Origin of the sequence: Streptococcus sp. 2100 (genome assembly GCF_013276335.1) — a bacterium.
Classification (GTDB): domain Bacteria; phylum Bacillota; class Bacilli; order Lactobacillales; family Streptococcaceae; genus Streptococcus; species Streptococcus pseudopneumoniae.
In genome coordinates this window covers 1-25,992 of the sequence record NZ_VMKV01000076.1, presented here as the reverse complement: position 1 = coordinate 25,992, position 25,992 = coordinate 1, and the positions used below count along the sequence as shown (strand labels likewise).

The window sequence follows — 25,992 nt, the reverse complement described above, 5'->3', positions numbered from 1 at the left end:
CGAAGTCAGTAACATATACATACGGCACGACAAGGCTGACATGGTTTGAAGAGTATGGAACAATCATAACTTATTTGAAGATTTTAAAAGATTGTAAGCTATTATATCTGGATAAATAAGTATTAGAAACTAAAGTGAGGAAAAAGATGTTTTTATATTTAAAAGGTTTAGGAAAATTTCGTAAGTCAAAAGCTTATGGATTGGTGGGATGTCTGGCATTAGTGAGTATGATTGGATTATCGGTTCCTGATTTACCAGTTATTGGTGGTGGGGTCGTTTATGCTGACGTTATTCAAGGTGGCGATGATATAAAAGATGTGAGCGTTCATGAGAAGTCCGCTGAGGGTGTTGCTATGACTTATACCACTTATGATAGTGGTACGAGTGGGAAACAAACCGCATCAGGTAGCGGTGTCTTTGTAGCGCCGAATGTCATGGTAACAGTAGCTCATAACTACTATGATAAAAACCAAGATGATAAGTCTGCGGTCTTGCGTGGTGGGGCGTCTGCTCGTAGTTATGTTGTGATGAACTCAGACACAGAGAAAAGTAACAAAGTACCGACATCAGGAGTATCAGAAGCTCTTGAAAAAGACTCTATTCACTTATATAACGGCAAAGACTTTGGTAAAGACTATAGCAACGACTTAGCAGTAGTGGTAACTAAAAAGCCTGTAGAAGCTATGACGGGTGGTGAGGACTCTCCAAGAGAGTTGAGCCATAAAGAGGTTTCTACTGGTGATAAAATCACTATGGTCGGATATCCCAATGATTTTTCTACTCCAAATTTAAGTAAAGAAAATAAAGCTCGCTTGAAAGACGGTAAGGCTTATTCAGTCTCAACAACTGTGAGCAGTATCAATAAAGAGAGCGGTGCAGTCACTTATCATTCCTCAGCTTTGGGAGGTTTTTCAGGTGCTCCTTTGTTTAATGATAAGGGAGAGGTAGTCGGTATCCACCAGCACGGAACAAATACTTCAAACGCTCCTGAGAGTGAGCGTATTGGCGGTGGTACTATCTTTACGGAAAAGCACAGAACTTGGATTCGTTCTATGATTGATAAATATGGTATAAAGGGTTGGTATATAGATGGTGCAAACCGTTACTATTATGATGAAAATCACAGAGCCTTAAAAGACGTAGAGTATGAGATTGACGGTGCTTTGTATCGTTTTGATGAAAAAGGTCGAGCGACTTTAGTAAAAGGTGAAGAAAAAGGCCGCGTTCTACTTCGAGTGGAAGATACTAAAGGAACTCCTTTGATTTCAGATAAGGTTGTTCAGGAAGGTCCTGTTGGAAGTGGTTTGAATTTTCATTTAAGACAAAATCCAGACTTCAAACAGTTAATAGCAACTTCCCCAACAGCTAAAGTGGTATCTTACAATGGAGTTTCTGTCAACAAACTAGTAAGTGATACTAGTTGGTCTGATGAGTATGTCAGTAAGTTAGCTTTAGGTAATACCATTATAAAAGCTGTTGTTGACTCAGTAAATCCTTCATCTACTTCGTCTTCTGATTTCGCAAGAACGGAGGTTGGTAAGGTTGACTTGAGTGGCAAATCCAACTTACCTATGCCTAGTAAAGAGGTGTTACAAGCTCCGAATGGCTCAGAAAATTTCTATGCTACAACGCACATTCAAACGCCAGATGGGTCGGGGTCAGGTACTTTAATTGCACCCAATTTGGTGTTAACAGTCGCTCATAATTTTTTAACAGTTAAAGGTTCTGAGGTCGTTACGAAATCTGGTCGCACCAATACAGTGTATAAAGCAACCTTACCGAATGGGTTGTCTGTGCATTTTTCAGATGATGATATTGTTTATTGGAATAAAAAAGATTCCGTATTTGGATTTAAAAATGACTTAGCCTTGGTTCGACTAAAAGAAGATTTCAAAGCGGTATCTCCTGTAGAGATGGTTTCTGAGTCAACTTCTATCGCTAAGGGTGAAAAAGTTTCGGTTTATGGTTTCCCGGACGGTCGTTTATCTCCAGTCTTGGATAGTGAAGTTGTAGATACTACTGATTTCGGTTCAGGTATTGAGGGTATCAGCTATGAAGGCACAAAACCCGGAGCGTCTGGCGGTGGTCTTTATAATGACAAAGGTACTTTAATTGGAGTTCACCAAAATGGTGTTGTAGGAAGCCGCAGTGGTGGTTTGGTTTTATCAAAAGAGCAACTGGATTGGGTTCGTTCTTATATTGAAGGTAAACCAAAAGAGCCTGTCTATGTAAAAGATGAAGTTTTGGTGGATGAGAAGGATAAGGATAAACTTCCTTCAACTCCAAAAGACGAAAAACCAAGTACACCTAAAATAGAGTCTGATAAAGATAAAGTAGAACCTCCTCTCAAACCGCAAAAGGAGCCGAAAACAGAGGTTATTACCACTTACGAAGGTGATAGTACCCTTGAGGTTGGAAAAGAGCGTACAGAGGATACTAAGGGTGAAAAAAAAGGTGTTCCACTTATTTACCGAGTAGTGTATAAAGGTACTAAGCCGAAAGTAGAAAAAGAATCGATTGCTTTTGATACTCTTTACCAAGGAGATGAAACAAAAGAGCTTGGTTTCCGTTCAGTTGTAGAGGGTAAAGGAGGGGTGGTTACTCGAACTACTACTTATCAAGTAGATAAGTATACAGGAGCGGTATCTTCTCAAGTTTCTGAGAAGAAAATAGCTCCTCAATCCAAGGTGATTACTTTAGGTATTAAACCCAACAGTGTCATAAAAGAACTTCCGATTACAGAGCGTTTTGAGGACTCCGAAGAGTTAGAGAAAGGGAAAACGGAGGTTGTTTCGGAGGGGTATGTAGGTAAAGAAGTTACTAAGGTGACTTATAAGGTCTTAGCTGATGGAAAGATTGTTGAAAATTCTCGTACAGTCGAGGTTACACCTATGAAAGAACGTGTGGTTCTTAAGGGTGTGAAGGAAGTGGTGTCATCGACGGAAGAAAACTCAAGTAATCTCAAAGAGGAAGTGGTATCTCCAGATAAAGTAGAGTTTCTAGTTCCAAAAGATGCGCCAATCAGAGAAGAACTGCCTGCGTCTAGTGAGGAATTTTCAGAGTCAGAGGTTTTAGTATCGGGAGAAAAAATACCAGGAGACCTTGGGAAGTCTATAGTATCTTCAAAAGAACTAGTCCCTGAAAGAGTGGAAGTTCCAGACTTTGTGGCTAAAGTTACAGGTGGAGAAAAATTGACAGTAGAAGGGCACCGAGATGAGAGAAAAATAAAGACTCCATCAAAACAGGAAAGATTATCTAGCCCAGAAACCACTGCTCAATTCACAACGAACGGGACAGGCTCGTCATCGTTAACAGCTGTTTTTGGCGTTGAAGCGGATAACATGTCACTTTCTACTGTTGAACATTCTGTTATTACATATAATCAACAAAGAGGATGGCATAAGATAAATAATCAGTGGTATTTTAGAAATTCCGATGGGAAAGAACGGACAGGCTGGATGAAAGAAAATGATGCATGGTATTATTTTGATGCGAATGGAATCATGCAAACCGGTTGGTTACAGGATACAGACGGTAATTGGTATTATCTCAAGGATAATGGCATGATGGAGGTAGGCTGGTTCCAAGATTCAAGTGGCGCGTGGTACTACTTAGGATCATCTGGTTCCATGGAATCCAATACATGGATTTATTATAAAGGAAAGTGGTACTATATCGATGCTTTTGGGAAACTACTTTTCAATTCGCTAACACCAGACGGCTATAGAGTGAACGAGTACGGGGAATGGATCAACTGATTTTGCTTTATGACCTATTGACGAGCAAGCGAGTAGTATAAAAAACATTAGAATTAATAGTCTAGGAAGTGGTAAGAGTTCTCTAAAACGGCTGATTTTGTAATCTTTTTTGTAAAATAGAGTCTTTAATAAATAATATGAGCAAGATTTATCTCTTTACAAGTGATTAGGATTAATAATTTTTAACTTTCTCGCTTCTTTTGTCTTTCTTTTCCGAATAAATAGATAGTAGCAGTAAATCTAGTAAACCTAGATTTAAAAATGTGCTATAATGAAAGGAGAGGAAATATGATTCTAAGACATCCGGGCATTAGCCCGACCAATGATTTGGTTGCTAAGAAAATCTTTAGCAACCCAGAAATCACTTGTCAATTTATCCGCGATATGCTGGATTTACCAGCAAAAAATGTGACCATTTTGGAGGGAAGCAATATTCATGTCTTGACTTCCATGCCCTATTCGGCGCAAGATTTCTATACCAGTATAGATGTTTTGGCGGAGTTGGATAATGGTACGCAAGTTATCATCGAAATTCAGGTTCATCATCAGAATTTTTTCATCAATCGTTTATGGGCTTACTTGTGCAGTCAGGTCAATCAAAATCTTGAAAAAATTCGTCAACGAGAAGGTGATACTCATCAGAGTTATAAACACATCTCACCAGTATACGCTATCGCAATTGTGGATAGTAACTAGTTCTCAGATGACTTGGCTTTTCATAGTTTTAGCATGCGAGAGGATTCGACAGGTGAGGTTTTAACAATTACAAACAATGGACAGGAAAACCATCTAGTCAAGATGGCGTTCTTGGAATTAAGAAAATACAGAGAAACCAGCAAAGACAAGGTTCGTAAACCATGGTTAGAGTTTTTCGGGAATAAACCCTTTACCCAGCAGCCCGAGCGAGCCATCAGCCAAGCAGATCAACTGCTGGACTACAAGAGCTGGTCCGAGGAGGATAGGAAAATGTTTAGTGAACAACGCAGGCGAGAAGAACAAGCCATGTTAGCACAGGACTATGCTTTGGAGCAAGCTGAGGAAAAAGGTTTAGAGAGAGGTCTTGAACGTGGTCGCGCAGAGGGGATTGAACAAGGCATCGAAAAAGGTTTAGAACAAGGACTTGAACGTGGGAAAGTTGAAGGAAGTTTGTCTATGCTACTAAATCTAGTCCACCAAGGACTTCTGACTTCCGAGGTTGCCAGTCAGCAATTGGGCATGACTGTTGCTGAGTTTGAAGTATTATTGAAAGACCATCATAAATAAGAATGTTGAATCTCAAATTCAAGTTAGGCAGAGAGAAGAAATTTTCAGAGAGATTTGCGATCCAACTATTTTTTAGGACAATCATTGCTTCACCTCTCGATGAAGGCAACTTTTTTAGAAGTCGTTTTTTTAGGTAAGAGGATTGACTTTAGGAAATCATCTACGAGTCAGTTTTTTTAAGTCCTCATATAGAGACTCTAGGCATAAAATCTTAAAAATCACAAACACGCATAGTATCAGGTAATTAAAAAAACTTGATATTATGCGTTTTATAGTGCATTGAATCTATATTAGGACACAACAATTCTTAAATCATTGTTAGAAATTGGTTTGAATTTTCCAATCAATTTGTTCGATTTTTACATCATTGCATTATATCATGCGACTATTAACCTTGTCTTCTCCTAAAATTGACTTTCTTGTTTTCTTATCTTGTCCACTCGAAACAAGTATTGTAAGAATTTGATTATTTTTGAAAGTACTTTTAATATATTTGATATAGTTAAAAAAGATTTGAAACTAAATTCCAAATTAGAAAAAGACTTGAAATACTAAAAAAAAAGTATACTCTAATTGGAAACGGTAACAAAACTAATTTAGAGAATGAAATATAGAGTATTTCTTTCTTAAAAGTTTTTGGTGAAACGAGATGTAGAAAGGAGATTTAGCCAAAGAGTCTATTAGTGCTAGAATAATAGATTAGAATTATTTTAGAAAAACGAAGTGAGCAGCTTATAAATTCAAGTCCCCAAATAGATTCATACTAGTATCTTTTGCAAAAAATAAAGGGCGGACTTCCTTCATGAATATCAATTTCATCTATAAGGAAGGTAGCTCATTGAACTAACTTATTTATTCTGTTTGTCGCTAGAAAAATCAGACCTCCTTGTGAAGATTGAGGAGATACTGAATGAAAATCAAAGAAGAAACTAGCAAGCTAGCAGTAGATTGCCCAAAACACCGCTTTGAGGTTGTAGATAAGACTGACCTATATAATCCAAGGTGAAGCGACTGTGGTTTGAAGAAATTTTCAAAGAGTATAGGTTAGAGAGTGTAGTGTTTTTATGTCCTTCTAGTAGAAAATGCTAGACAGAAGAATGGGGAACTTGGATAGGAAAAATAGATTGAGAAAGGAGGTTAGAAGAGATGATTATTACAAAAATTAGCCGTTTAGGAACTTATGTGGGAGTAAATCCACATTTTGCAACATTAATAGATTTTCTAGAAAAAACAGGACTAGAAAATTTAACAGAAGGTTCGATTGCTATCGATGGTGATCGATTGTTTGGGAATTGCTTTACTTATCTAGCAGATGGTCAAGCAGGGGCTTTCTTTGAAACACACCAAAAATATTTGGATATTCATTTAGTTTTGGAAAACGAAGAAGCCATGGCTGTTACGTCGCCGAAAAATGTAAGCGTTACCCAAGAGTATGATGAAGAGAAGGATATTGAATTATACACAGGGAAAGTGGAACAGTTGGTTCATTTGAGAGCTGGCGAATGCCTCATCACTTTTCCAGAAGATTTACATCAACCCAAGGTTCGTATAAATGATGAACCTGTGAAAAAAATTGTCTTTAAAGTTGCGATTTCTTAATGTAGAAAGGGAAGAACGATGAAAAAAATGAGAAAGTTTTTATGTCTAGCTGGAGTTGCGCTAGCAGCCGTTGCCTTGGTAGCTTGTTCAGGAAAGAAAGAAAGTACAACTAGTACTGAACCACCGACAGAATTATCTGGTGAGATTACAATGTGGCACTCCTTTACTCAAGGACCACGTTTAGAAAGTATTCAAAAATCAGCAGATGCTTTCATGCAAAAGCATCCAAAAACGAAAATCAAGATTGAAACATTCTCTTGGAATGACTTCTATACTAAATGGACTACAGGTTTAGCAAATGGAAATGTGCCAGATATTAGTACAGCTCTTCCTAACCAAGTAATGGAAATGGTCAACTCAGATGCTTTGGTTCCGCTAAATGATTCTATCAAGCGTATTGGACAAGATAAATTTAACGAAACTGCCTTAAATGAAGCAAAAATCGGAGATGATTACTACTCTGTTCCTCTTTATTCACATGCACAAGTCATGTGGGTTAGAACAGATTTGTTAAAAGAGCATAATATTGAGGTTCCTAAAACTTGGGATCAACTCTATGAAGCTTCTAAAAAATTGAAAGAAGCTGGAGTTTATGGCTTGTCTGTTCCGTTTGGAACAAATGACTTAATGGCAACACGTTTCTTGAACTTCTACGTACGTAGTGGTGGAGGAAGCCTCTTAACAAAAGATCTTAAAGCAGACTTGACAAGTCAACTTGCTCAAGATGGTATTAAATACTGGGTTAAATTGTATAAAGAAATCTCACCTCAAGATTCTTTGAACTTTAATGTCCTTCAGCAAGCTACCTTGTTCTATCAAGGAAAAACAGCATTTGACTTTAACTCTGGCTTCCATATCGGAGGAATCAATGCCAACAGTCCTCAATTGATTGATTCGATTGATGCTTATCCTATTCCAAAAATCAAAGAATCTGATAAAGACCAAGGAATTGAGACCTCAAACATTCCAATGGTTGTTTGGAAAAATTCAAAACATCCAGAAGTTGCTAAAGCATTCTTAGAATCACTTTATAATGAAGAAGACTACGTTAAATTCCTTGATTCAACTCCAGTAGGTATGTTGCCAACTATTAAGGGGATTAGCGATTCTGCAGCCTATAAAGAAAATGAAACTCGTAAGAAATTTAAACATGCTGAAGAAGTGATTACTGAAGCTGTTAAAAAAGGTACTGCTATTGGTTATGAAAATGGACCAAGTGTACAAGCTGGTATGTTGACTAACCAACACATTATTGAACAAATGTTCCAAGATATCATTACAAATGGAACAGATCCTATGAAAGCTGCAAAAGAAGCAGAAAAACAATTAAACGATTTATTTGAGGCTGTTCAGTAGATGTAAAAGACTAGAAAATAGGTGGGCTAGTGAGCTGAAAAGCCCTAGCCCAATCTTGTAAAAGAAGGGAGAAGGAGAATGGTTAAAGAACGTAATTTAACTCGCTGGATATTTGTTTTGCCAGCTATGATTATCGTAGGATTACTCTTTGTTTATCCGTTTTTCTCGAGTATTTTTTATAGCTTTACCAATAAGCATTTGATTATGCCCAATTATAAATTTGTTGGTTTAGCTAACTATAAAGCTGTGCTATCAGATCCCAACTTCTTTAATGCGTTCTTTAATTCAATTAAGTGGACCATTTTCTCATTAGTTGGTCAAGTTTTAGTAGGGTTTGTATTGGCTTTAGCTCTTCACAGAGTACGCCACTTCAAGAAATTATATAGGACCTTATTGATTGTTCTTTGGGCATTTCCTACCATCGTTATTGCCTTCTCTTGGCAGTGGATTCTAAACGGGGTTTATGGCTACTTACCTAATCTAATCGTAAAATTAGGTTTAATGGAACATACACCTGCATTTTTGACAGATAGTACATGGGCATTCCTATGTTTGGTGTTTATCAACATTTGGTTTGGAGCACCAATGATTATGGTTAATGTGCTTTCAGCTTTGCAAACAGTACCAGAAGAACAATTTGAGGCTGCTAAGATAGATGGTGCTTCAAGTTGGCAGGTGTTCAAGTTTATCGTCTTTCCACATATTAAAGTAGTTGTAGGGCTTCTAGTTGTTTTGAGAACTGTATGGATCTTTAATAACTTTGACATTATCTACCTTATTACGGGTGGTGGACCGGCTAATGCTACAACGACGCTTCCAATTTTTGCTTACAACCTGGGTTGGGGCACTAAATTGTTGGGTCGTGCTTCAGCAGTTACAGTGTTGCTCTTTATCTTCTTGATGGCGATTTGCTTTATCTACTTTGCTATCATCAGTAAGTGGGAAAAGGAGGGTAGAAAATAATGAAGAAGAAATCCAGTATTTATTTAGATATTCTCTCACATGCACTCTTGATTGGTGCGACTATTGTTGCAATTTTCCCATTGGTATGGATTATCATATCGTCTGTCAAGGGGAAAGGGGAATTGACTCAGTATCCAACACGATTTTGGCCTGAACAGTTTACATTAGATTATTTTATACATGTTATCAACGATTTGCACTTTATTGATAACATTCGAAATAGTTTAATCATTGCCTTAGCTACAACCCTTATTGCGATTATTATTTCTGCTATGGCAGCCTACGGTATTGTTCGATTCTTCCCTAAATTGGGAGCAATCATGTCGAGACTACTCGTCATTACCTATATTTTCCCACCAATTTTGTTAGAAATTCCCTATTCAATTGCCATTGCTAAAGTTGGGTTAACAAATAGTTTATTTGGCTTGATGATGGTTTATCTATCTTTTAGTGTTCCATATGCAGTTTGGCTCTTAGTTGGATTTTTCCAAACAGTTCCAATTGGAATTGAAGAAGCAGCTCGAATTGATGGTGCAAATAAATTTGTAACGTTTTATAAAGTTGTGCTACCGATTGTAGCACCAGGTATTGTAGCAACAGCTATTTATACATTTATCAATGCTTGGAATGAATTCCTGTATGCCTTGATTTTGATTAACAATACAGGAAAGATGACAGTAGCAGTAGCCCTTCGTTCACTTAATGGTTCAGAAATACTAGACTGGGGAGATATGATGGCAGCGTCTGTTATTGTAGTTCTTCCATCAATCATTTTCTTCTCTGTCATCCAAAATAAGATTGCAAGTGGATTGTCAGAAGGATCTGTGAAGTAATACTCAATGAAAATCAAAGAGCAAACTAGCCGCAGGCTGCTCAAAGTACAGCTTTGAGGTTGCAAATAAAACTGACGAAGTCAGCTCAGAACACGTTTTTGAGGTTGTAGATGAAGCTGACGAAGTCAGTAACCATACGCACAGTAAGGCGACGTTGACTCGGTTTGAAGAGATTTTTGAAGAGTATAAGTTAAAATTAGAAAGTTTATTCAATAATAAAGGAGAAAAAACATGGTTAAATACGGTGTTGTTGGAACAGGGGATTTTGGAGCTGAATTGGCTCGTTATATGCAAAAGAATGATGGAGCAGAGATTACTCTTCTCTATGATCCAGATAATGCAGAAGTAATTGCAGAAGAATTGGGAGCAAAAGTAGCAAGTTCCCTAGATGAGTTGGTTTCTAGCGATGAAGTAGATTGTGTTATCGTCGCAACTCCAAATAATCTTCATAAAGAACCAGTTATCAAGGCCGCACAACATGGTAAAAATGTTTTCTGTGAAAAACCAATTGCGCTTTCTTATCAAGATTGTCGCGAGATGGTAGATGCATGTAAAGAAAACAATGTGACCTTTATGGCAGGACATATTATGAACTTCTTCAATGGTGTCCATCATGCAAAAGAACTCATTAATCAAGGAGTTATCGGAGACGTTCTATATTGTCACACAGCTCGTAATGGTTGGGAAGAACAACAACCGTCAGTATCATGGAAAAAAATTCGTGAAAAATCAGGTGGTCACTTGTATCACCACATCCATGAGTTGGATTGCGTTCAATTCCTTATGGGGAGCATGCCTGAAACTGTAACCATGACAGGTGGAAATGTGGCCCATGAAGGTGAACATTTCGGTGATGAAGATGATATGATTTTTGTCAATATGGAATTTTCTAGTAAGCGTTTTGCCTTGTTAGAATGGGGTTCAGCTTATCGTTGGGGTGAACATTATGTCTTAATCCAAGGAACCAAAGGTGCCATTCGCTTAGACTTATTCAACTGTAAAGGAACTCTTAAGCTAGATGGACAAGAAAGTTATTTCTTGATTCACGAATCGCAAGAAGAAGATGATGATCGGACTCGTATCTATCATAGTACAGAGATGGATGGAGCAATTGCTTATGGTAAACCAGGTAAACGTACTCCATTATGGCTATCATCTGTCATTGATAAAGAAATGCGCTATCTGCATGAGATTATGCAAGGAGCTCCAGTATCAGAAGAATTTGCAAAACTTTTGACAGGTGAAGCTGCCCTAGAAGCAATTGCTACTGCAGATGCTTGTACCCAGTCTATGTTTGAAGATCGCAAAGTAAAATTGTCAGAAATTGTAAACTAAATTTTGGTATTCTCCTATTATAGGTCGACTTGCTCCTCTGAAAGTACTTTTAGAGGAGCTGTTTGACTTGGCTAGTTTTTGAAACTGAAATCTATTATACTACAAACTCTTGAAAGCGTTTTAATTTTAAGGTATAATAATCTCATAGAAATAAAGAAAAAAGAAAGGGAGGAAAGAGGATGCCACAGATTAGTAAAGAAGCCTTGATTGAACAAATCAAAGATGGAATCATCGTTTCTTGTCAGGCTCTTCCTCATGAACCGCTTTATACAGAAGCGGGAGGGGTGATTCCCTTGCTGGTCAAAGCGGCTGAGCAAGGTGGAGCAGTCGGTATCCGAGCCAATAGTGTTCGCGATATCAAGGAAATTAAGGAAGTCACCAAACTTCCGATTATTGGGATAATCAAACGAGATTATCCGCCACAAGAACCCTTCATCACGGCTACTATGAAAGAAGTTGATGAATTGGCAGAACTGGACATCGAGGTGATTGCTCTGGATTGTACCAAGCGTGAACGCTACGATGGTTTGGAAATTCAAGAGTTCATTCGTCAGGTCAAGGAGAAATATCCTAACCAGCTCTTGATGGCGGACACCAGTACTTTTGAAGAAGGATTGGCAGCGGTCGAAGCAGGAATTGACTTTGTCGGAACAACCTTATCAGGCTACACATCCTACAGTCCAAAAGTGGATGGTCCAGATTTTGAACTCATCAAAAAACTCTGTGATGCCGGTGTAGATGTCATTGCAGAAGGAAAAATTCATACACCAGAACAAGCCAAACAAATCCTTGAATACGGAGTGCGAGGCATCGTTGTTGGTGGCGCTATTACTAGACCAAAAGAGATTACAGAACGCTTCGTTGCTGGTCTTAAATAAGATGTGAGGGGGGAGTTTTATATTTAAAGTTTTACAAAAAGTTGGAAAAGCTTTTATGTTACCTATAGCTATACTTCCTGCAGCAGGTCTACTTTTGGGGATTGGTGGTGCACTTTCAAACCCAACCACGATAGCAACTTATCCAATACTAGACAATAGTATTTTTCAATCGATATTCCAAGTAATGAGCTCTGCAGGAGAGGTTGTATTCAGTAACTTGTCACTACTTCTCTGTGTGGGATTATGTATTGGCTTAGCGAAACGAGATAAAGGAACCGCTGCGTTAGCAGGAGTAACTGGTTACTTAGTTATGACTGCAACGATCAAAGCTCTGGTAAAACTTTTTATGGCAGAAGGATCTGCAATTGATACTGGAGTTATTGGAGCATTAGTTGTCGGAATAGTTGCCGTATATTTGCACAACCGATATAGCAATATTCAATTACCTTCCGCTTTAGGATTCTTTGGAGGTTCACGCTTCGTTCCTATTGTTACATCGTTCTCTTCTATCTTAATTGGCTTTGTCTTCTTTGTTATTTGGCCACCTTTCCAACAACTTCTTGTTTCTACAGGTGGATATATTTCTCAGGCAGGTCCAATTGGAACTTTTCTATATGGATTTTTAATGAGACTTTCTGGAGCAGTAGGCTTACATCATATGATTTATCCTATGTTTTGGTATACTGAACTTGGTGGTGTTGAAACTGTTGCAGGACAAACAGTGGTTGGAGCTCAAAAAATATTTTTTGCTCAATTAGCCGATCCGGCTCATTCTGGATTATTTACAGAAGGAACAAGGTTTTTTGCAGGTCGTTTCTCAACAATGATGTTCGGTTTACCGGCTGCCTGTTTAGCGATGTACCATAGTGTTCCTAAGAATCGTCGTAAAAAATACGCGGGTTTGTTTTTTGGAGTTGCTTTAACATCTTTTATTACCGGTATTACAGAACCAATTGAATTTATGTTTCTATTCGTCAGTCCGGTTCTATATGTTGTTCACGCATTCCTTGATGGTGTCAGCTTCTTTATTGCAGACATCTTAAATATTTCAATAGGAAACACATTTTCAGGAGGTGTAATCGATTTCACTTTATTTGGAATTTTGCAGGGGAACGCTAAGACGAATTGGGTTCTTCAGATTCCATTTGGACTTATTTGGAGTGTTTTGTATTATATTATTTTTAGATGGTTCATTACTCAATTCAACGTTCTAACGCCAGGAAGAGGAGAAGAAGTAGATTCTAAAGAAATTTCTGAATCCGCAGATTCAACTTCAAATACTGCGGATCATTTAAAACAGGATAGCCTACAAATTATCAGAGCGTTGGGTGGATCAAATAATATAGAAGATGTAGATGCTTGTGTGACACGTTTACGTGTAGCTGTAAAAAAAGTTAATCAAGTTGATAAAGCACTTTTAAAACAAATTGGTGCAGTTGATGTCTTAGAAGTGAAGGGTGGCATTCAAGCAATCTATGGAGCAAAAGCAATCTTATATAAAAATAGTATTAATGAAATTTTAGGTGTAGATGATTAAGTACTTACTGACTTAATAAAAAATAGAGGAGAGTGATTGATGAGTAGGAAAAAATGAAAACGTATATAAATGCAAAGAACTCATTATCCAAGTTGGATACGCTTATAAAATAGGAGAATACAAATGAAATTTAGAAAATTAGCTTGTACAGTACTTGCGGGTGCTGCGGTTCTTGGTCTTGCTGCTTGTGGCAATTCTGGCGGAAATAAAGATGCTGGTAAATCAGGTGGTGACGGTGCCAAAACAGAAATCACTTGGTGGGCATTCCCAGTATTTACCCAAGAAAAAGCTGGTGACGGTGTTGGAACTTATGAAAAATCAATCATCGAAGCGTTTGAAAAAGCAAATCCAGATGTAAAAGTGAAATTGGAAACCATCGACTTCAAGTCAGGCCCTGAAAAAATCACAACAGCCATCGAAGCAGGAACAGCTCCGGACGTACTCTTTGACGCACCAGGACGTATCATCCAATACGGTAAAAATGGTAAATTGGCTGAGTTGAACGACCTTTTCACAGATGAATTTGTTAAAGATGTCAATAACGAAAACATCATACAAGCAAGTAAAGCTGGAGACAAGGCTTACATGTATCCAATTAGTTCTGCCCCATTCTACATGGCAATGAACAAGAAAATGCTAGAAGATGCTGGAGTGGCAAACCTTGTAAAAGAAGGTTGGACAACTGATGATTTTGAAAAAGTATTGAAAGCACTCAAAGACAAGGGCTACACACCAGGTTCATTGTTCAGTTCTGGTCAAGGGGGAGACCAAGGAACACGTGCCTTTATCTCTAACCTTTATAGCGGTTCTGTAACAGATGAAAAAGTTAGCAAATATACAACTGATGATCCTAAATTCGTCAAAGGTCTTGAAAAAGCAACTGGCTGGATTAAAGACAATTTGCTCAATAATGGTTCACAATTTGACGGTGGGGCAGATATCCAAAACTTTGCCAACGGTCAAACATCTTACACAACCCTTTGGGCACCAGCTCAAAATGGTATCCAAGCTAAACTGTTAGAAGCAAGTAAGGTAGAAGTAGTAGAAGTACCATTCCCATCAGACGAAGGTAAACCAGCTCTTGAATACCTTGTAAACGGATTTGCAGTATTCAACAATAAAGACGACAAGAAAGTCGCTGCATCTAAGAAATTCATCCAGTTTATCGCAGATGACAAAGAGTGGGGACCTAAAGACGTAGTTCGTACAGGTGCTTTCCCAGTCCGTACTTCATTTGGAAAACTTTATGAAGACAAACGCATGGAAACAATCAGCGGCTGGACTCAATACTACTCACCATACTACAACACTATTGATGGATTTGCTGAAATGAGAACACTTTGGTTCCCAATGTTGCAATCTGTATCAAATGGTGACGAAAAACCAGCGGACGCTTTGAAAGCCTTCACTGAAAAAGCGAACGAAACAATCAAAAAAGCTATGAAACAATAGTCCTTAGTTATTCTATAAAAAGTAGTTTTTAAAGAAGCTAAGAGTGTATACCCCCTTTTCCCTCTACACAGATAGTGTAAGAAAAGGGGGCTTTTGTTTAAAATGTAAGAAACTGTCACGAAATTAAAATGAAGTTCTTACATAAGCGAATCATAAAAAATTTCATTTTGATTTTAAAACAGTTCAAGAAAGTCAAAAAATTATTCTATTTGAAAGAGAGGTGCCGACTGTGAAAGTCAATAAAATTCGTATGCGGGAAACAGTGATTTCCTATGCTTTCCTAGCACCAGTGTTGTTCTTCTTTATTATCTTTGTTTTAGCACCAATGATTATGGGCTTCATCACAAGTTTCTTTAACTATTCTATGACTAGTTTCCAATTTGTGGGCTTAGATAACTATGTCCGTATGTTTAAAGATCCTGTCTTTGCAAAATCTCTGATTAACACAGTTATTTTGGTTATTGGATCTGTGCCAGTTGTTGTTCTATTTTCACTCTTTGTAGCATCGCAAACCTATCACCAAAATGCTATTGCCAGATCCTTCTACCGTTTTGTCTTCTTCCTTCCTGTTGTAACAGGTAGTGTTGCCGTAACGGTTGTATGGAAATGGATCTATGATCCATTATCAGGTATCTTGAACTTTGTGCTTAAATCAAGTCATATCATTACTCAAAACATTTCATGGCTTGGTGATAAGCACTGGGCATTGATGGCGATTATGATTATTCTCTTGACCACTTCAGTTGGTCAGCCCATCATCCTTTATATCGCTGCTATGGGGAATATTGATAATTCACTGGTTGAAGCGGCGCGTGTTGATGGTGCAACTGAGTTTCAAGTTTTCTGGAAGATTAAATGGCCAAGCCTTCTTCCAACAACTCTTTATATTGCAATCATCACAACAATTAACTCCTTCCAGTGTTTCGCCTTGATTCAGCTTTTGACATCTGGTGGTCCAAACTACTCAACAAGTACCTTGATGTACTACCTGTACGAAAAAGCCTTCCAATTGACAGAATACGGCTATGCCAACACAATTGGTGTCTTCTTGGCAGTCATGATTGCTATCGTAAGCTTTGTTCAATTTAAAGTACTTGGAAACGACGTAGAATACTAAAGAAAGGAGACAGTTATGCAATCTACAGAAAAAAAACCATTAACAGCCTTTACTGTTATTTCAACAATCATTTTGCTCTTGTTGACTGTGCTGTTCATCTTTCCATTCTACTGGATTTTGACAGGGGCATTCAAGTCACAGCCTGATACCATTATGATTCCGCCACAATGGTTCCCTAAAATGCCAACCATGGAAAACTTCCAACAACTTATGGTGCAGAACCCTGCCTTGCAATGGATGTGGAACTCAGTATTTATCTCATTGGTAACCATGTTCTTAGTCTGTGCAACCTCATCTCTAGCAGGTTATGTATTGGCTAAAAAACGTTTCTATGGTCAACGCATTCTATTTGCTATCTTTATCGCTGCTATGGCGCTTCCAAAACAAGTTGTCCTTGTACCATTGGTACGTATCGTCAACTTCATGGGAATTCATGACACTCTTTGGGCAGTTATTTTGCCTTTGATTGGATGGCCATTTGGGGTCTTCCTCATGAAACAGTTCAGTGAAAATATCCCTACAGAATTGCTCGAATCAGCTAAGATTGACGGTTGTGGTGAGATTCGTACCTTCTGGAGCGTAGCCTTCCCAATTGTAAAACCAGGGTTTGCGGCTCTTGCAATCTTTACCTTCATCAATACTTGGAATGACTACTTCATGCAGTTGGTAATGTTGACTTCACGTAACAATTTGACTATTTCACTTGGGGTTGCGACCATGCAGGCTGAAATGGCAACCAACTATGGTTTGATTATGGCAGGAGCTGCCCTTGCAGCCGTGCCAATCGTAACAGTCTTCCTTGTCTTCCAAAAATCCTTCACACAGGGTATTACTATGGGAGCGGTCAAAGGATAATACTCTGCGAAAATCGAATGCAAACTAGGTCAGCGTCACCTTGCCATACTTAAGTATTGCCTGCGGTTAGCTTCCTAGTTTGTTCTTCAATTTTCATTGAGTATAAGAGAATATAGAGTTATAAGTGTCTACAAAATGTTGGGTATTTGCTTACCATAAAGATTTTGTCAGACACTTATCAACTTAAGAATGGTTTTAGTTAACTATCAGAAACGAAGGAAAGAGTATGATTTTTGACGATTTGAAAAACATCACCTTTTACAAAGGGATTCATCCTAATTTAGACAAGGCTATCGACTATCTCTACCAACACCGTAAGGATTCTTTCGAATTAGGAAAGTATGATATTGATGGAGATAAAGTCTTTCTAGTTGTTCAGGAAAATGTCCTCAATCAAGCTGAAAATGATCAATTTGAACACCATAAGAACTATGCAGACTTGCATTTGCTGGTAGAAGGACATGAATATTCGAGCTACGGTTCACGTATCAAAGACGAGGCAGTAGCATTCGACGAAGCGAGTGACATTGGCTTTGTTTATTGTCATGAACACTCCCCACTCTTATTGGGTTATCACAATTTTGCGATTTTCTTCCCAGGTGAGCCACATCAGCCAACTGGCTATGCAGGCATGGAAGAAAAGGTTCGAAAATATCTCTTTAAAATTTTGATTGATTAAAAATAGGATGAATTGTTTTTTTGTAAAGCTTTGATAATACTCTACCATGAAATTGATCTTTGTGAGGTAGAGAAATGAGAATAAAATATTTAAAAATTGGTATCTTCTTGTCAGTCTGTTTATTGCTAATGAGTAATATTTTACCTTCAATTGTGTATGCGAATGAAGTCTCGCATATCCAAACTATACAGTCAGAAATGGATCGAATAGATGCAAAATTATCTCAAAATTACTTGCTAACTGAACAAGAAATTAAGGATTTGGTGGAAGATAGCAAAGGAGTCTATCCAGACATATCAGATGAACGTAAAATTGAATTGCTAGAAATGGTATCTTCTAAGTATGCTGCAAGAGCTAGTTTCTTAGATGGAAAGGGAATTACAGTTAATGAGATGGCTTGGATAATTAAGGGCATTGTGACTGGATTGATTGGTAAATACATAAAATTAGGTACTTATGCGGCTAAGTATGGTATTAGTATGGCGCGCTCGATCTTAAGTAGGGCAGCTGCAACTGCAGCAGCAAGAGTAGGATTATTGACCAAGATTTCTGGATGGATTTTACAAATAGCTGTGAATGTAGCTGATGTATATGGTAATTTTGCCTACAATATTGCTGCAGCTTGGGATGCACATGATAAAATCCCTAACAATGGTCGTATAAACTTTTAAAATGTGAGAATGAAAGCACTTTGTATTTTTTTATTGAAAGCACTTTGTATTTTTTTATTGAATATGTTAGCTTGGACAGTGCTTGCAATGATAATCCGTGGAGGGCTAGATGGATTTAATGAGCATACTTGGAGTACTATTTTAATTGCTTCGCTGTCCGGGATATATATAGATTATATGTCCATAGATAAAAGTAGAAAAAAGTCCAAAAGAAAAAAGAAAAAATAGATTTGTTCATGGTAGGGACTTATGAAAGCTTTACTGACAAAAAAGAAAACAGTTTACAAAGAAAAATGATGGAGGAGCAAACATGGCACAAAAAGGAGTAAGCCTTATCAAGGCAGCATTTGATACAGACAACTTTCTCATGCGTTTCAGTGAGAAAGTCTTGGACATCGTGACAGCCAATCTTCTTTTTGTCGTCTCTTGTTTGCCCATCGTGACGATTGGAGTGGCTAAAATCAGCCTCTACGAGACCATGTTTGAGATTAAGAAGAGCAGACGGGTGCCTGTTTTTAAAATCTATCTAAGATCTTTCAAGCAAAATCTGAAACTAGGTCTTCAGCTGGGTTTAATGGAGTTAGGAATTGTATTTCTTACCTTTTCAGATCTCTATCTTTTCTGGGGTCAAACAGCTCTGCCCTTCCAATTGCTGAAAGCCATTTGTTTAGGTATTCTGATGTTTCTTACTATCGTGATGCTGGCTAGTTACCCTATCGCGGCACGTTATGACCTATCTTGGAAAGAAATTCTTCAAAAAGGATTGATGTTGGCTAGTTTTAACTTTCCTTGGTTCTTCCTCATGTTAGCCATTCTTGTCCTCATTGTGATGGTTCTTTATCTGTCCGCCTTCAGTCTACTCTTAGGTGGCTCAGTCTTCCTACTTTTTGGGTTTGGACTATTGGTCTTTATCCAGACTGGATTGATGGAGAAAATTTTCGCAAAATATCAATAGGAGTCTTATTTCTGAAACTACTTTCAAAGGCTTCAAACGCTATTCTATAAGCTAGAAACTAAAATCTAAGTGTCTATAAGATATTGAAAGCCTTTTCGGTAAAGTGTATACTAAAGAAGTAAAGAAAGAATCTGCTTTAGCAGAAAATAAAAATAATAGGAGAAAATCTATGTCAGATTTGAAAAAATACGAAGGTGTCATTCCAGCCTTCTACGCATGTTATGATGATCAAGGAGAAGTAAGTCCAGAGCGTACACGTGCCTTGGTTCAATACTTCATTGATAAAGGTGTTCAAGGTCTTTATGTCAATGGTTCTTCTGGTGAATGTATCTACCAAAGTGTAGAAGACCGCAAGTTGATTTTGGAAGAAGTCATGGCAGTTGCTAAAGGTAAATTAACTATTATTGCCCATGTTGCTTGCAACAATACCAAAGATAGTATGGAACTGGCTCGCCACGCTGAAAGCTTGGGAGTAGATGCCATTGCAACAATTCCACCAATTTACTTCCGCTTGCCTGAATACTCAGTTGCCAAATACTGGAACGATATCAGTTCTGCAGCTCCAAACACAGACTACGTGATCTACAACATTCCTCAATTGGCAGGGGTTGCTTTGACTCCAAGTCTTTATACCGAAATGTTGAAGAATCCTCGTGTTATCGGTGTGAAGAACTCTTCTATGCCAGTTCAAGATATCCAAACCTTTGTCAGCCTTGGTGGGGAAGACCATATCGTCTTTAACGGTCCAGATGAACAGTTCCTAGGTGGTCGCCTCATGGGTGCCAAAGCTGGTATCGGTGGTACTTATGGTGCTATGCCAGAACTCTTCTTGAAACTCAACCAATTGATTGCGGATAAAGATTTAGAAACAGCGCGTGAGTTACAGTATGCTATCAACGCTATCATTGGTAAATTGACTGCTGCACATGGAAATATGTACGGTGTCATTAAAGAAGTCTTGAAGATCAATGAAGGATTGAATATTGGTTCTGTTCGTTCACCATTGACGCCAGTAACGGAAGAAGATCGTCCAGTTGTAGAAGCAGCTGCAGCCTTGATTCGTGAAACCAAGGAGCGCTTCCTCTAATCCATAAGGAGGTATTTATGACACACTACGTTGCAATTGATATAGGTGGAACCAACATCAAGTATGGTTTGGTTGATCAAGAGGGGCAACTTCTTGAATCGCATGAAATGCCAACTGAAGCGTATAAGGGTGGACCTCATATCTTACAAAAAACCAAAGATATTGTAGCCAGCTATTTAGAAAAAGGCCCAGTAGCAGGTGTTGCCATTTCTTCTGCAGGAATGGTGGATCCTGATAAGGGGGAAATTTTCTACGCTGGACCTCAGATTCCAAATTATGCAGGAACCCAGTTCAAGAAGGAAATCGAAGAAAGCTTTGCTATTCCTTGTGAGATTGAAAATGATGTCAACTGTGCAGGTCTGGCTGAGGCAGTATCTGGTTCAGGTAAGGGAGCAAGTGTCACCCTTTGCTTGACCATTGGAACAGGTATCGGTGGTTGCTTGATTATGGATGGGAAAGTCTTCCATGGTTTTAGCAATTCGGCCTGTGAAGTCGGGTATATGCATATGCAAGATGGAGCTTTTCAGGATCTCGCTTCTACCACAGCCTTGGTGGAGTATGTAGCAACATCTCATGGAGAAGATGTTGATCAGTGGAATGGCCGACGCATTTTCAAGGAAGCCACTGAAGGCAATAAACTCTGCATGGAAGGTATTGACCGCATGGTAGACTATCTAGGAAAAGGTCTGGCAAATATTTGCTACGTTGCCAATCCAGAAGTGGTTATTCTTGGTGGTGGTATCATGGGGCAAGAGGCTATCCTCAAACCTAAGATCCGCACAGCCTTGAAAGAGGCTTTGGTACCAAGTTTAGCAGAAAAAACACGATTAGAATTTGCCCATCACCAGAATACAGCAGGTATGCTTGGTGCATATTATCATTTTAAGACAAAACAATCCTAGTTTGGCTCAGCCAAACTAGGATTTTCTAATCAAATTCCCTTGACTTTCTTTATAATTGTGAGATAATAAATAAAATATATAAAGGAATTATATAAAATGACTATAGCGAATTCAAGTAAGATTGTGACCTTCCAAGCTAATAGAGAATTAGTAAATGATGCCATGGAAGTGTTAAAAGAAAAAAATCTCTCTCTTTCATCAGCACTCAGATTATTTTTAAAGAATGTTGCCGTAACAAATGAAGTAGATTTACTGAGTGAAGAGGAATTAGAGAAGGAGTATTTGTTTAGACAATTACAAGCAGAAGTTCAAGAAAGTTATGCCAAGATTGAGTCTGGAAATTACTTGACAGATGAGGATGTCGTGACACGCTATGGATTATAAAAAATATAGGATTTTGTATTCCCCTAGAGTGATTGATAGTCTGGATAAAATATATCAGTATATAGCAGAGGAAATTGGTTCTGTAGAGGCTGCGAGACGAAAAGTAGCGAAAGATATTAACCGGCTGGAAATTTTCCCCCAAGCTGGATTTGATGCCGATGAAAAATTTGGGAAGAGATTAGATCCTCACTACCAAACGAGAGGATTGACCTTGAGTAAGGATTACATCGTATTATATACAATTGTTGAGGATACCGTCAGGTTTGCTTATTTACTCCCTTCAAAAAGTGATTACATGAAATTATTTAAGACAGAGTCAAGATATGACTGACTCAGAATCTAGATGAGTTATGTTTAGTGACGAATAAAAATCCTAGTTTGGCAATGCCAAACTAGGATTTTCTAATTCTTCTTTGTCTTCGATAGCCGTTGAGTTTTTTATTTTCCCAGTAGCTATTAAATATTCTCTCTTTATTTTCTCGATTGATTTCTAAAAAGTAAGCATAGATCAAATCAACCCAAAAAAGCATTGGAAGTTGAGAGGAGATACGCTGAATATAGGATGATTGATTGTGACTAGCAACCAGTACAGTTTCAGTATACAGTTGGTTTTCTTTGTTTGGTACGCTGGTAAAGAGGACTGTTTTTGCCCCCATTTCTTTAGCATCTAACAAGCTGTCTAGAATAGATTGAGTAGATCCAGATAGTGAAAAGCCTAGAACCAAGCAATTATCATCCATGATACTAGTAGTCCAAGCAAATCCATCTTGATCGGTTATGGCTTCACAGACAACTCCTAAACGCATAAAGCGTAATTTCATCTCACGAGCGACAAGGCCAGAGCTTCCAGTGCCAAAAAAATAGACTCTTTCAGCATCTTCTATCATATTAGCTATTCGTTCTATTTGATTTTCATTAATTAATTCCTGAGTTTGCTCTCGCATATTGCTATAGCTTCTGAGAACACCTTGGATAAGAGGATTATGGGTCGATAGCTGAAGATTTTGGTTATCAATTTGATGTTGGTATTGGAAAATAAATTCTCTATAGCCAGTAAAACCACACTTTTTAGCAAAGCGGGTCAAAGCAGCTTGAGAAATATGTAATTTTTGGGTGACTTGTTGAGAAGATAAATCATCTGTAATCGTTTCAGCTTGCAAAAAATAGCGAGCGATTTCTTGCTCTAGGTCTGTCATTTCTTCAAAATGGGAATCAATGATAGTTGCGATATCTGGTTTGTCCATAGGGAAGGCTCCTTTACATGAGTCATACTGGAAGACTAGATCAGGGAATAGTCACACTTCATTATAACACATAATATAAGGATAGATAAATAAAAACGCATCTTACTGTAAAAACGAAAAAAAGCTTCTTTCTTTTCCATAATTTTCTGCTCAAATTATGGTACAATTAAGAGTAAGATTTTAATTATACTCTTCGAAAATCCAATTCAAACTGCGTCAGCGTCGCCTTGCCGTACTCAAGTACAGCCTGCGGCTAGCTTCCTAGTTTGCTCTTTGATTTTCATTGAGTATTAGAAATGAGACTGATTTGTATGAGAAAATTTAACAGCCATTCGATTCCGATTCGGCTTAATTTATTGTTTTCAATCGTCATTTTACTCTTTATGACCATTATTGGTCGTTTGTTGTATATGCAGGTTTTGAACAAGGATTTTTACGAAAAAAAGCTAGCCTCAGCTAGTCAGACCAAGGTCACAAGCAGTTCTGCCCGTGGGGAAATTTATGATGCTAGTGGAAAACCTTTGGTAGAAAATACGTTAAAGCAGGTTGTTTCCTTTACGCGTAGCAATAAAATGACGGCTACAGACTTAAAAGAAATAGCTAAAAAGTTACTGACTTATGTGAGTATCAGTTCGCCAAATTTGACAGAACGCCAGCTGGCTGATTACTATTTGGCTGATCCTGAAATCTATAAAAAAACAGTGGAAGCTCTCCCAAGTGAGAAACGCTTGGATTCAGATGGCAATCGCCTATCCGAATCAGAACTGTATAACAATGCGGTCGATAGTGTCCCAACAAGTCAACTAAACTATACAGAGGATGAAAAGAAAGAAATCTATCTTTTTAGTCAGTTAAATGCTGTTGGAAACTTTGCGACAGGAACCATTGCGACAGATCCTCTAAATGATTCTCAGGTAGCTGTTATTGCCTCTATTTCAAAGGAGATGCCTGGCATTAGTATTTCTACTTCTTGGGATCGAAAGATTTTGGAAACTTCCCTTTCTTCTATAGTAGGGAGTGTATCCAGTGAAAAAGCTGGTCTCCCAGCGGAAGAAGCAGAAGCCTATCTTAAAAAAGGCTATTCTCTAAATGATCGGGTTGGAACCTCCTATTTGGAAAAGCAATATGAAGAGACCTTACAAGGAAAACGATCGGTAAAAGAAATCCATCTGGATAAATATGGCAATATGGAAAGCGTGGATACAATTGAGGAAGGTAGTAAGGGAAACAATATCAAGCTGACCATTGATTTGGCCTTCCAAGATAGCGTGGATGCTTTGCTGAAAAGTTATTTCAATTCCGAGCTAGGAAATGGTGGAGCCAAGTATTCTGAAGGCGTCTATGCAGTCGCTTTGAACCCCAAAACAGGTGCTGTTTTGTCTATGTCAGGACTCAAACATGACCTGAAAACGGGAGAGTTGACTCCTGATTCCTTGGGAACGGTAACCAATGTCTTTGTCCCAGGTTCGGTTGTCAAGGCTGCGACCATCAGCTCTGGCTGGGAAAATGGAGTCTTATCAGGAAACCAGACCTTGACAGACCAGTCCATTGTCTTTCAAGGTTCAGCTCCCATCAATTCTTGGTATACTCAGTATACTCAGGCTTACGGTTCATTCCCTATCACAGCAGTCCAAGCTCTGGAGTATTCATCTAATGCCTATATGGTCCAAACAGCCTTAGGTCTTATGGGGCAGACCTACCAACCCAATATGTTTGTCGGCACCAGTAATCTAGAGTCTGCTATGGGGAAATTGCGTTCAACCTTTGGTGAATATGGTTTGGGTTCTGCGACCGGGATTGACCTACCAGATGAATCTACTGGATTTGTTCCCAAAGACTATAGCTTTGCTAATTACATCACCAATGCCTTTGGGCAGTTTGATAACTATACGCCCATGCAGCTGGCTCAGTATGTAGCAACTATTGCAAATGATGGTGTTCGTGTGGCTCCTCGTATTGTTGAAGGCATTTATGGCAATAATGATAAGGGAGGACTGGGCGACTTGATTCAGCAACTGCAACCGACAGAGATGAATAAGGTCAATATATCCGACTCCGATATGAGTGTCTTGCACCAAGGTTTTTATCAGGTTGCTCATGGGACTAGTGGATTGACAACTGGACGTGCCTTTTCAAATGGTGCCTTGGTATCTATTAGCGGAAAAACGGGTACAGCCGAAAGCTATGTGGCAGATGGTCAGGAAGCAACCAATACCAATGCGGTGGCCTATGCTCCATCTGATAATCCCCAAATCGCTGTTGCAGTGGTCTTTCCTCATAATACCAATCTAACAAATGGTGTAGGACCTTCCATTGCGCGTGATATTATCAATTTGTATCAAAAATACCATCCAATGAACTAGAAAGGAAATTATGCTTTATCCAACACCCATTGCCAAGCTGATTGACAGCTATTCTAAGTTACCAGGTATCGGGATTAAGACGGCTACGCGTTTGGCCTTTTATACGATTGGGATGTCTGATGACGATGTCAATGAATTTGCAAAAAATCTCCTTTCTGCTAAGAGAGAATTGACCTACTGTTCCGTTTGTGGACGTTTGACAGACGACGACCCTTGCTCTATCTGTACCGATCCGACTCGTGACCAGACAACGATTTTGGTGCTAGAGGATAGTCGTGATGTGGCAGCTATGGAAAATATCCAAGAATACCACGGGCTCTATCATGTCTTGCATGGCCTCATTTCCCCTATGAATGGTATCAGTCCAGATGATATCAATCTCAAGGGGCTCATGACTCGTCTGATGGATAGTGAGGTTTCAGAAGTAATCGTAGCAACCAATGCCACAGCAGATGGGGAAGCAACTTCCATGTATCTTTCCCGCTTACTCAAGCCAGCTGGGATCAAGGTTACGCGCTTGGCACGAGGTCTTGCTGTGGGAGCAGATATCGAGTATGCGGACGAAGTCACACTCTTACGGGCTATTGAAAATCGAACAGAGTTGTAAGTGTAGACAAATTTACGAACTCCATTCATTTATAAAAAATCAAGGAGGCTGAAAATCGTTCCTATCGGCCTCTTTTTGTATAGTGTGATGAGTAGGATCAGGTTCAAGTTTTAAAAAACCAAGCAAATATGATATACTCCCGACTTTATCACTT

General features: G+C 38.6%; 22 protein-coding genes and 1 pseudogene. 22 read left to right on the top strand and 1 reads right to left on the bottom strand.

Going from position 1 to position 25,992, the window contains the following annotated elements; all coding sequences use genetic code 11:
• The first annotated feature begins 146 nt into the window (after window positions 1-146).
• From HT669_RS09750 to HT669_RS09660, 20 genes and pseudogenes are all read left to right on the top strand, one after another.
• Window positions 147-3,758 (top strand): trypsin-like peptidase domain-containing protein, encoded by a 3,612-nt coding sequence (locus HT669_RS09750; RefSeq protein ID WP_023941561.1) that lies wholly within the window; start codon window positions 147-149, stop codon window positions 3,756-3,758.
• 288 nt (window positions 3,759-4,046) lie between these two features.
• Window positions 4,047-5,021 (top strand): annotated as a pseudogene (locus HT669_RS09745) (Rpn family recombination-promoting nuclease/putative transposase).
• Window positions 5,022-6,167: 1,146 nt separating this feature from the next.
• A complete protein-coding gene (locus tag HT669_RS09740) occupies window positions 6,168-6,620 on the top strand; it encodes a YhcH/YjgK/YiaL family protein (protein ID WP_000587463.1) in 453 nt (150 codons plus the stop codon).
• 18 nt (window positions 6,621-6,638) lie between these two features.
• Window positions 6,639-7,976 (top strand): sugar ABC transporter substrate-binding protein, encoded by a 1,338-nt coding sequence (locus HT669_RS09735; protein ID WP_000738778.1) that lies wholly within the window; start codon window positions 6,639-6,641, stop codon window positions 7,974-7,976.
• Between the two features lie 78 nt (window positions 7,977-8,054).
• Window positions 8,055-8,939, top strand: a complete 885-nt coding sequence (locus HT669_RS09730; protein WP_023941560.1) for a sugar ABC transporter permease — start codon at window positions 8,055-8,057, stop codon at window positions 8,937-8,939.
• Entirely contained in the window at window positions 8,939-9,772 is an 834-nt protein-coding gene (locus HT669_RS09725) for a carbohydrate ABC transporter permease (RefSeq protein WP_050208637.1), read from the top strand. The genes HT669_RS09730 and HT669_RS09725 overlap by 1 nt, the downstream gene beginning before the upstream one ends.
• A 231-nt stretch (window positions 9,773-10,003) precedes the next feature.
• On the top strand, window positions 10,004-11,107 hold the full coding sequence (locus HT669_RS09720) for a Gfo/Idh/MocA family oxidoreductase (protein ID WP_023940404.1): 1,104 nt from the start codon (window positions 10,004-10,006) through the stop codon (window positions 11,105-11,107).
• Window positions 11,108-11,286: 179 nt separating this feature from the next.
• Entirely contained in the window at window positions 11,287-11,985 is a 699-nt protein-coding gene (locus HT669_RS09715) for an N-acetylmannosamine-6-phosphate 2-epimerase (RefSeq protein ID WP_001135655.1), read from the top strand.
• A gap of 19 nt (window positions 11,986-12,004) precedes the next feature.
• On the top strand, window positions 12,005-13,522 hold the full coding sequence (locus HT669_RS09710; protein WP_031222794.1) for a PTS transporter subunit EIIC: 1,518 nt from the start codon (window positions 12,005-12,007) through the stop codon (window positions 13,520-13,522).
• 123 nt (window positions 13,523-13,645) lie between these two features.
• Complete coding sequence (locus HT669_RS09705) at window positions 13,646-14,974, top strand: ABC transporter substrate-binding protein (protein ID WP_023936033.1); 1,329 nt, start codon at window positions 13,646-13,648, stop codon at window positions 14,972-14,974.
• A 250-nt stretch (window positions 14,975-15,224) separates the two neighbouring features.
• Window positions 15,225-16,091, top strand: coding sequence for a sugar ABC transporter permease (locus HT669_RS09700; RefSeq protein WP_161802645.1), 867 nt, complete (start codon window positions 15,225-15,227; stop codon window positions 16,089-16,091).
• 15 nt (window positions 16,092-16,106) lie between these two features.
• Window positions 16,107-16,946 carry a carbohydrate ABC transporter permease gene (locus HT669_RS09695; protein ID WP_001192006.1) on the top strand — a complete coding sequence of 280 codons (840 nt, stop codon included), beginning with the start codon at window positions 16,107-16,109 and terminating at the stop codon, window positions 16,944-16,946.
• A gap of 226 nt (window positions 16,947-17,172) precedes the next feature.
• Complete coding sequence (locus tag HT669_RS09690; protein ID WP_023940408.1) at window positions 17,173-17,625, top strand: YhcH/YjgK/YiaL family protein; 453 nt, start codon at window positions 17,173-17,175, stop codon at window positions 17,623-17,625.
• Between the two features lie 326 nt (window positions 17,626-17,951).
• On the top strand, window positions 17,952-18,296 hold the full coding sequence (locus tag HT669_RS09685) for a hypothetical protein (RefSeq protein WP_025170608.1): 345 nt from the start codon (window positions 17,952-17,954) through the stop codon (window positions 18,294-18,296).
• Window positions 18,297-18,329: 33 nt separating this feature from the next.
• Window positions 18,330-18,524 carry a hypothetical protein gene (locus HT669_RS11270; RefSeq protein WP_001810112.1) on the top strand — a complete coding sequence of 65 codons (195 nt, stop codon included), beginning with the start codon at window positions 18,330-18,332 and terminating at the stop codon, window positions 18,522-18,524.
• An 82-nt stretch (window positions 18,525-18,606) separates the two neighbouring features.
• The gene (locus tag HT669_RS09680) at window positions 18,607-19,251 is read left to right on the top strand and encodes a YesL family protein (RefSeq protein WP_023940409.1); all 645 of its coding nucleotides are present in this window, start codon (window positions 18,607-18,609) and stop codon (window positions 19,249-19,251) included.
• Window positions 19,252-19,420: 169 nt separating this feature from the next.
• On the top strand, window positions 19,421-20,338 hold the full coding sequence (locus HT669_RS09675) for a dihydrodipicolinate synthase family protein (RefSeq protein WP_001281495.1): 918 nt from the start codon (window positions 19,421-19,423) through the stop codon (window positions 20,336-20,338).
• Between the two features lie 17 nt (window positions 20,339-20,355).
• Complete coding sequence (locus HT669_RS09670; RefSeq protein WP_023933715.1) at window positions 20,356-21,240, top strand: ROK family protein; 885 nt, start codon at window positions 20,356-20,358, stop codon at window positions 21,238-21,240.
• 96 nt (window positions 21,241-21,336) lie between these two features.
• The gene (locus tag HT669_RS09665) at window positions 21,337-21,624 is read left to right on the top strand and encodes a hypothetical protein (RefSeq protein WP_000150674.1); all 288 of its coding nucleotides are present in this window, start codon (window positions 21,337-21,339) and stop codon (window positions 21,622-21,624) included.
• The gene (locus HT669_RS09660; protein ID WP_172922055.1) at window positions 21,614-21,955 is read left to right on the top strand and encodes a type II toxin-antitoxin system mRNA interferase toxin, RelE/StbE family; all 342 of its coding nucleotides are present in this window, start codon (window positions 21,614-21,616) and stop codon (window positions 21,953-21,955) included. The genes HT669_RS09665 and HT669_RS09660 overlap by 11 nt, the downstream gene beginning before the upstream one ends.
• Before the next feature lie 61 nt (window positions 21,956-22,016).
• On the opposite strand, the gene HT669_RS09655 is transcribed toward HT669_RS09660, so the two are convergent.
• The gene (locus HT669_RS09655) at window positions 22,017-22,868 is read right to left on the bottom strand and encodes a MurR/RpiR family transcriptional regulator (protein ID WP_172922054.1); all 852 of its coding nucleotides are present in this window, start codon (window positions 22,866-22,868) and stop codon (window positions 22,017-22,019) included.
• A 296-nt stretch (window positions 22,869-23,164) separates the two neighbouring features.
• Between HT669_RS09655 and pbp2b the strand changes: the two genes are divergently transcribed.
• The gene (gene pbp2b / locus HT669_RS09650; RefSeq protein WP_172922053.1) at window positions 23,165-25,231 is read left to right on the top strand and encodes a penicillin-binding protein 2B; all 2,067 of its coding nucleotides are present in this window, start codon (window positions 23,165-23,167) and stop codon (window positions 25,229-25,231) included.
• A gap of 10 nt (window positions 25,232-25,241) precedes the next feature.
• Entirely contained in the window at window positions 25,242-25,838 is a 597-nt protein-coding gene (recR, locus tag HT669_RS09645; protein WP_000966761.1) for a recombination mediator RecR, read from the top strand.
• The last annotated feature ends 154 nt before the right edge of the window (window positions 25,839-25,992 follow it).